Source organism: Methanonatronarchaeum thermophilum, assembly GCF_002153915.1.
Lineage (GTDB): Archaea > Halobacteriota > Methanonatronarchaeia > Methanonatronarchaeales > Methanonatronarchaeaceae > Methanonatronarchaeum > Methanonatronarchaeum thermophilum.
The window spans coordinates 1-7,720 of the sequence record NZ_MRZU01000007.1; the positions used below are offsets into that span (position 1 = coordinate 1).

Genomic DNA, 7,720 nt, shown 5'->3' on the forward strand with positions numbered 1-7,720 from the left:
TTAAAATCTTTAAACTCTCAACTTAGGGTTAAACGCTGGGGAAGAGATTATGTTCCTAAGTTCAACGCCTAGGACGGTTTGTCCTACTCAATTAGCTTGTATGAAAGACAGAATAATAAATTTATCGAATCATATTGCTATAAAATTTTTTTACACAAGAAAATAAATTAAAGTGTCTTGTATGTTAAATCTTTAAGGTTTTTCCGTTTTTTCTTAGCCATTCCATTCTTTCTTCATAGTCAGGCATTACTGATCCAATTGTGTGCCAGAAGGTTTTGTTGTGCTTCTCATATTTAACATGTGTTAATTCGTGAACTATTACATAATCTTGTATTTTCACTGGAGCTAAGATGAGTTTCCAATGGAGCTTGATTTCTCCTTTTTTACATTCGCCCCATTTTTTGTTCATTTCATCTATTATAACATCATTTGGTTTAACCCCTATCTGTGGCGCATACTTATAGACTCGATTAGGAAAGTCTTGTTCGGCTTTATTTTTGTACCAATTTTCAACTGTTTTTTTTATTTCTTTTTTTCTTTTTTGGTCTTGGTCTTCATATTTCGGAGTATAAAGATTGAAGGTTCCGTTTTGGAATTTTAATTTGGGTTTTTTAATTTCCTGGTTTTTTTGTACCTTTAGTCTGTATCTTCTTCCTCTATATTTTAGTTTCTCTCCACTTAGAAATTCTTTTTCTAATGATGGTGGTTTTTGTTCTTCAAATCTTTTTATTTTGTTAAGAATCCATTTCTTTTTTTTATCTAATACGTTTTTTATTTCGTTAAAGGATGTATTTGTCGGAGCTTTTACTTTCAGTTCCATGGAATCATCGATAGATATACCTATGGATGCCCGTTTTTCGCTCCAAATTACTTTATAAGGTATCTTTATTTTCCCAATTTCTAATTCTTTCATTTTAATAATGTGTCCTTGCTAATTTGATTATTTTATTTATTAAATGATTCATTTCATCTTTATTTAGATTAACCTCTGGTTTCTGATATAGGTATAGTTTTAATCCTTTTCTCATATCCTTTTGAACGCTCACCTTTTTCTTCCAATCTACCGTTTTTTCTTCCTCTATTTTCTTTGTTATCTCCTTGCTGATTTCTTTTAGCTCTTTTTGGTCAATGGACAAGGATTCATCTAATGTGTTATAGATTGCTAGTTCAGTACTATCCGATAAGCCTTTCTTTTTTGCTTCCTGTTCCCTGGTTCTTATAGCTTTAATCATCGATTTGAATTCTTTAATTACCTTTTTCTCCTCTAATCTTCTCTTTTTATATATTTCTATCAATCTCTCAATTTTCTTTTGTAAGGATTTATAGAATACTGGATCCTCATCGAATCTAACATTTGTTTCATATCTTAAAGCATGCTCCATCTCTTTTAGTTTACTTTTATTATTCTTTAATTCCTCAATTTTATTTTCAAACTCTTCTCCATCTGTTATTGAGACTGGTTCTTCGTTAATCGTTTCAATGCCTTTAGTAGTTATATGTTCTTTTATTATCCCTCTTACTTTTTCTCCGGCTCCTTCAAGATTCATTGAGTCATCTCGATACCTGTTTTTAGCCCTTGTATATATCTCTCCAAGTTTTTCTAAATCTTTTAAGTATGGAGTGGCTTTTTTGCTAGGTAATAAAATATCCATCATTTTGGAGAAATTCTTATAAGCTTTATTAAATTCAATTCTTCTCTGTTCATCTTCAAGTTCTTCTACGCATCCTTCAGAATTATCTATTTTTTTACCTTTGAAAAAGGATTTCGATTTCCTATGAGCTGCTTCCAATCTCGATACGACCTCTTCATCTTCTAATCCTGTCATACATCTTTTGATATCTTCTTCACTGAATTTATAAAGAGCTTCTTTTAGGTTATCTGATACTCCATAATAATCTATAATTAATCCATAGTTCTTGTCTTCAAATGGCCTGTTCACTCTTGCTATAGCTTGAAGTAAGTTATGTTCCTTGAGGGGTTTATCAAGATACATAACTTGAGCTATAGGCGCGTCAAAACCTGTTAAAAGCATATCACAAACTATTAGAAATTTAAGATCGCTACTGGAATCTTTAAACCGGTCTTTAATTCTTTCCTTCCCCTCATCAGTTGGTGTGTATTTTTTTAGTTTTTGAGAATCATTATGGTCTCCAGATATAACTACAGCGGATTCAGGACCATTATATTTATCCATCTTTTCTTTGTATGTTACAGCTGCTCTACGACTTGTTGTAACAATCATTCCTTTAAAGGGATCGGATATTTTTTGTTCGAAATGGTCCAATATATCTAAAACTATATTGTCTATTCTTCTAGGTGCTTCAGATAGGTCTTGTTGTTGAGCGTATCTTTTTCTAATCTCTTTTTTCTCTTCTTCAGTTTTATCTTGGAAAACTCTATTGAATACTTTATCTAAGTCTACTCCATCTAAATGAAGATCAGCTAACCTTCCTTGATAAAATATTTCTAAGGTCACGCCATCCTCAATTGACTGGTCTATAGTGTAAGTATCGATATAATTTCCAAACGTGCGTCTTGTATTCCGTTTATTTTTCTCTATAGGTGTTCCTGTGAAGCCTATGTAGAATGCATTTGGTAGGGCCTCTCTCATATTGTTAGCGAGGAGTTTATATTGTGTTCTGTGGGCTTCATCTACCATCACATATATATCTTTGTCACCAGATAGTACGGGGAATCTTTCTTCTTCATCTTTTTCTTGAAATTTATGAACTAAGGTTGTGATAGTTTGACCAGTATTATTTTTTAGCTTCCTTCTCAGATCCTCGATGCTTTTAGCTCTTTTCGGATTTGGGAACCCACATTGTTCAAAAGTACTCTTTATTTGGCGATCCAATGCCTGTCTATCAGTTACAAGGAGAATGGTTGGATCATCTTTAATTCTACGTAATTTTAAACTTAAGAATAACATACTTAATGATTTACCTGACCCTTGGGTGTGCCAAACAACCCCTCCTTGTTTATCAGATTTATTCCTTTTTTTAATCCTATTTAATGCTTTTTTAACGGCTCTATACTGTTGGTATCGTGCTACCATCTTAACTAAATCTTGACCTTTATCTCTAAAAACCGTAAAATTACGTAAAAAATCTAGAAATCTCTTTTTTTCAAACAAAGAATATAATAATATGTCTTGTGATTTTAGATTTTCTTTCCCAAGTTCATTTTTAATCTTTTCTTTTGTTTTATCTTCATGAACTTTCCATTCTGTATATTCGCTTTTAGGAGTTTGATAAGTACCATAAATTGACTTATCTCCCCAGCTAGCTACTGACAACTGATTATAATAAAATAATTTTTCTGCTCCTTCTTTTATTCCATTTCTGTTGTTCTGATACCTCAGCAATTGATCGATAGCTTTTTTCTTAGGATCTGTAATTGTAGGGCTCTTACATTCAATAACTCCAACAGGTATTCCGTTTAAGAAAACAACTATATCCGGTTTAATAGTTTCATTCAGACCAGCAACTTCAAACTGACTCAAAACCAAGAACTCATTTTTTTCAGGATCCTCAAAATCTACATACTTAACTGTTTGATGCTTTTTACCCCTACCCCGGTCTTGCTTCAAAGAAACATTATGCTTAACAAGTTTCCCATGAACTTTTTTATTAATACGCATCGAAGTAACGCCATCTACATTTACAATCTCCTTAACAGCCTTATTAAGATTATTTTCACTAATCCAAGGATTAATACGCTCAATAGCCCCTCTTAACCTATTCCTAAGAACAACATCACTTAATTTCTTCCTATTATCAGGAAATTCATCAACTAAATTAGCATCAAAAACCTCATACCCAAGACTCTCAAAGACATCTAAAGCAGGCCCCTCAACATAATTATATTCATTACCAGAACTCATAAATCAAAACTCCTAAATCAAGATTCTTTATTTCAAAAATCCCCAGACTAAAAAAACTACGTCAAATACTCTTCAACAATAGACCCTGTAAAATCCATTTAACTAGGCATTTTCGGCCTCCAAAACCTCATTAGAAACTTTGATATCCTTACCCTTAGTACGAACCTTTCCAGTCAATAAATCCTGCAATAACCCTTTTTTCAAACAATGAAGCCTATCTTTTTCTTTTTTTAAGCTGAATATTTGTTCATCAGTTGATTTTATGGTTCTACCTATCTTTTTTTGCTCTTCTTTTTTAGGTATAGGGATATCAATTTTTTTCATCATAGTATTGCTTACTTCGGAATATGTGCTTCCAGTTCCTATACTATTAAGATAAGGTGAATCAAAACGCATTCTATATAAAAGATACCATATGTCTATATCTTCATTAGGAACCAAGCTCTGAAAACCTTGGTTAGTTGCCATTGGAACATCGTTTATTACACACATTCCGATAGATGCTCTTGAAGTTAGAAGAAGTGATTTTTTAGGTAGTAATTTAGCAGAACAAGAATCAAGTCCTTTTTCTGTTATATATCTCTCTGTTTTTGATACAATATTTGAGTCTAATTCAGTAAGTTCGCTTGGAGTAATCCAAGGAATTTCACCACCCCAGAAATCTTCATTTTTTGTGCTAGGAGTCCCCCCTCCGATTACATCAGAAATCTGATTAATTTTTTCCACTTCCCATTTAATAGGGATTTTACTAAATCTACTTGCCTCTTTAAATTCCTCATGATTATAGTATCCTTCTGTGAAGAGGTCTTGCATCAGGCCTTTTTTAACTTTCTGGGTTTGTTCGATTATTTCGTCTGTCTTCTGGATGGCCTGATCTACATTATAAAGTACACTAGCGATTTTACGTTGTTCAGATATTTTTGGAGCAGGGATGACAAGTTTTTCTAAAATTGATTTATTAAGGTTATTTAGGCTTGTACTGCCTGATGTGAAGCTTTGAAGTCTTTTTTGAACTTTATCGCTATTTAATAGATAATATAAGAAGTATGAATTTAGATTGGATACTTTCGATTTTATTCCATATAAAAATGAAGCAAATACAAAGTCCATATCTTCTTTAATTAATCCACATTTTGCGATTCTTTCTTGACTTCCATTTGACCCTATCATAATCAACCAGTTTTTTCTAGCTTTATTTTTTTCGATTTGCTCATCAGTAACGTCTTTAAGGTGTAATGGGTTTTTTAAATCTAATTTACCGTCTAGAACGTTGTTTATTTTTATAACTGCTATATCTCCTTCTTCAGGAGATTCAACTTCTTGGTCTTTACTCCATGATAAACCGCTTTGAATATGGCAAGTTTCATTAAATTTTAGGATATCCCAATCGTTAGGGGTTATTTCAACAATTTGAATACCTTTATATTCTTTCTCCAAATCATTTGTTGCTTCATGCAGTTTTTTCTGTTTATTCATAGTTTAGTGCCTCCATGTGCTTCTTCATCTGTTTTTCGATTTTTTGGCGTTCTTGTTGGAGTTTTTTGAGTTTTTTGAGTTCTTTTGTTACATCTATGTTTTCTTGTGGTTCGGTTGTGTCTACATAGAGACCTATGTTTAGGTTGTAATCATTTTCTTTAATTTTTCCAAGTTCTACTATTCTACTGTGGTGTTTTTCTTCTTCTTTTTCTCTGTAAGTTTTAACGATTTTTTTGATTCCTTGTTCTGTCAATCTATTTTGGTTGGATAGTTCTTCGTAGACTTTTACTCCGGATTTTATTAGTTTTTGCTTCTCTGCGTAAATGAATAAGACTTTGTTTTTAAGTTTTTCGGGTTTGTTTTGGTTATTATCAGTATTGTACCCGGGGATCCAGTATTGTAGAATAAATTCTCTGGTAGTGCTATTACTGCTTCTATTAGGTCATCTTGGAGTATTGATTTTCTTATCTTTTTTTCACTCCTACTCCTGGATAAAACTCCGTTATCAAGGATTACTCCTATTCTACCGTTTTTATTTAAAGATGCTAGCATGTGTTGTATCCACGCCCAGTCTGCTTTGTTTTTTGGTGGAAAGCCATATTGCATTCTATTGTGGGGGTTGTTCTCTTTTAGATATTCTTTGCTCCATTTCTTTTGGTTCCACATTGGATTTGCTAAGACTATATCGAATTGTTTCAAATTCCCGTCATCAAGGAATTTTGGGTTTCTCATTGTATTCCCTTTGGCTATCTTAGCGTCGGGTAGGTTATGTAATAGCATATTTATTTCTGCTATCGCCCAAGTGTTAAGATTTTTTTCTTGACCATATAGCGTGATGTCTTGCATTCTCCCTCCATTATTATTTCTTATGTGTTTGGCTGAATAGATTAGCATTCCTCCAGATCCACAGCAAGGGTCATAGACTCTCATGCCAGGTTCTGGGTCTAGAATCCTTATTAATAGTTTTACAACTTCTCTAGGTGTATAGAATTCTCCTCCTTTTTTCCCTGAATCATCTGCAAACTGTCTTATCAAGTATTCATACGCTCTCCCGAATATATCTGCATCTTCTAAATTCTCATTTTTGAAGTTTAGTTTTGAAAAATGATTTACTAGCTCTTCAAGTACATCATCTGGTAATCTGTCCTTATCATTAAAGTCAATGCTCGTAAGTACTCTTTCTTCTATTTCGTCATTTTCATCTTCTATCGCTTCAAGTGCTTTATTTAGAGTTGACCCTATATCTTGACTTTGTTTCTTTATATGATTCCAATGACCTTTTTCAGGTATGTAAAAATCATGAAAATCAGGATCATTCCTTGCTATCTGTTCATCTAGACCTCTCTCATTCACTAATTCCTCAACTTCTTCCTCAAACCTATCACTAATCCTTTTCAAGAATAACAAACCAAATATGTAGTTTTTGTAATCAGAAGAATCTATGCTCCCTCTCAGAATGTCGGCAGATTCCCAAAGATGAGATTCTAGAGTATCGAGATCAACATAACTATCAGCATTATTTTGTAACTTAGCCATATCAAACACCTAAAAAACATTAATCAATTTAAAATGAATTCTTAAACCTTCATCGTGTCATATAAAAAATATTCTATTTTAATATACTTTGAAATTAATCCATTGATTCTTTATTTTTAATATAATCCAAATAAAACACCTATCTTAAGTTCTTCGTAAATTAAGCTATAAACCAATAATTCTTAAGTATAGAAAGTAAGGAGGATTATCTAAATCCTAATTTTCTATTTATGTACCTAGCGTCAGTCAAATTTTCTAAAATCCTCCCTACAATTACATATCCGCAATCACCATCTCTATTAGCTATTTCACAAACCTCTTTAAAATCACCTCTATCGAATTTACCTTGATCTTCATATCTCATGACAGAGTTGACTATTTCATCCAAGGGAGCACGTTTCTTATATTTCTTCTCTCTACTCACATAATAATAAAGGCATTCTCTACCCTCACGATCATTACTCCATTTATCGAACAAAGAATGATTATTAGATTCCAACTTATCAAACTCAGTAAGCTCTTCAGGCACAATACCCAAAACCTGCCGCCTAATCTCTTCTTTCTTCAAAATATAGCCACCAAACTAAAATAAGTAAAAATACATATTAAAGGTTACCTAAAACATCACTTGATATTCAATTGAATCAGTTTCCATTATTTCTTTTTTAGAATCTAACTAAACCAGGAATTCTTCGTATGTAGTTTTGTTCTTGAGGGTAGCTATGGTGTCTTTGTGAGTACTCACATAGGGTTACATCTGCAGTTGGAGCTACCTTTTGGGAAAAGCTTTGAATTTAAAAATGAACGCTGGGGAGGGGATTTGA

The 7,720-nt window shown here is 32.6% G+C and carries 4 protein-coding genes and 1 pseudogene; all 5 read right to left on the reverse strand.

Going from position 1 to position 7,720, the window contains the following annotated elements; all coding sequences use genetic code 11:
* Nucleotides 1–184: 184 nt before the first annotated feature.
* The 5 genes and pseudogenes from AMET1_RS07690 to AMET1_RS07710 all read right to left on the reverse strand — a co-directional run bounded on the left by AMET1_RS07690 (nt 185) and on the right by AMET1_RS07710 (nt 7,464).
* Nucleotides 185–913, reverse strand: a complete 729-nt coding sequence (locus AMET1_RS07690) for a M48 family metallopeptidase (RefSeq protein WP_086637910.1) — start codon at nt 911–913, stop codon at nt 185–187.
* Nucleotide 914: 1 nt separating this feature from the next.
* On the reverse strand, nt 915–3,884 hold the full coding sequence (locus tag AMET1_RS07695) for a type I restriction endonuclease subunit R (protein ID WP_086637911.1): 2,970 nt from the start codon (nt 3,882–3,884) through the stop codon (nt 915–917).
* Between the two features lie 102 nt (nt 3,885–3,986).
* Nucleotides 3,987–5,360: a restriction endonuclease subunit S gene (locus AMET1_RS07700; RefSeq protein ID WP_086637912.1), complete on the reverse strand. Its 1,374-nt coding sequence runs from the start codon at nt 5,358–5,360 to the stop codon at nt 3,987–3,989.
* Nucleotides 5,353–6,896 (reverse strand): annotated as a pseudogene (locus AMET1_RS07705) (N-6 DNA methylase). The gene AMET1_RS07700 and the pseudogene AMET1_RS07705 overlap by 8 nt, the downstream one beginning before the upstream one ends.
* Before the next feature lie 205 nt (nt 6,897–7,101).
* Nucleotides 7,102–7,464 carry a hypothetical protein gene (locus tag AMET1_RS07710; RefSeq protein WP_086637913.1) on the reverse strand — a complete coding sequence of 121 codons (363 nt, stop codon included), beginning with the start codon at nt 7,462–7,464 and terminating at the stop codon, nt 7,102–7,104.
* Nucleotides 7,465–7,720 lie beyond the last annotated feature (256 nt).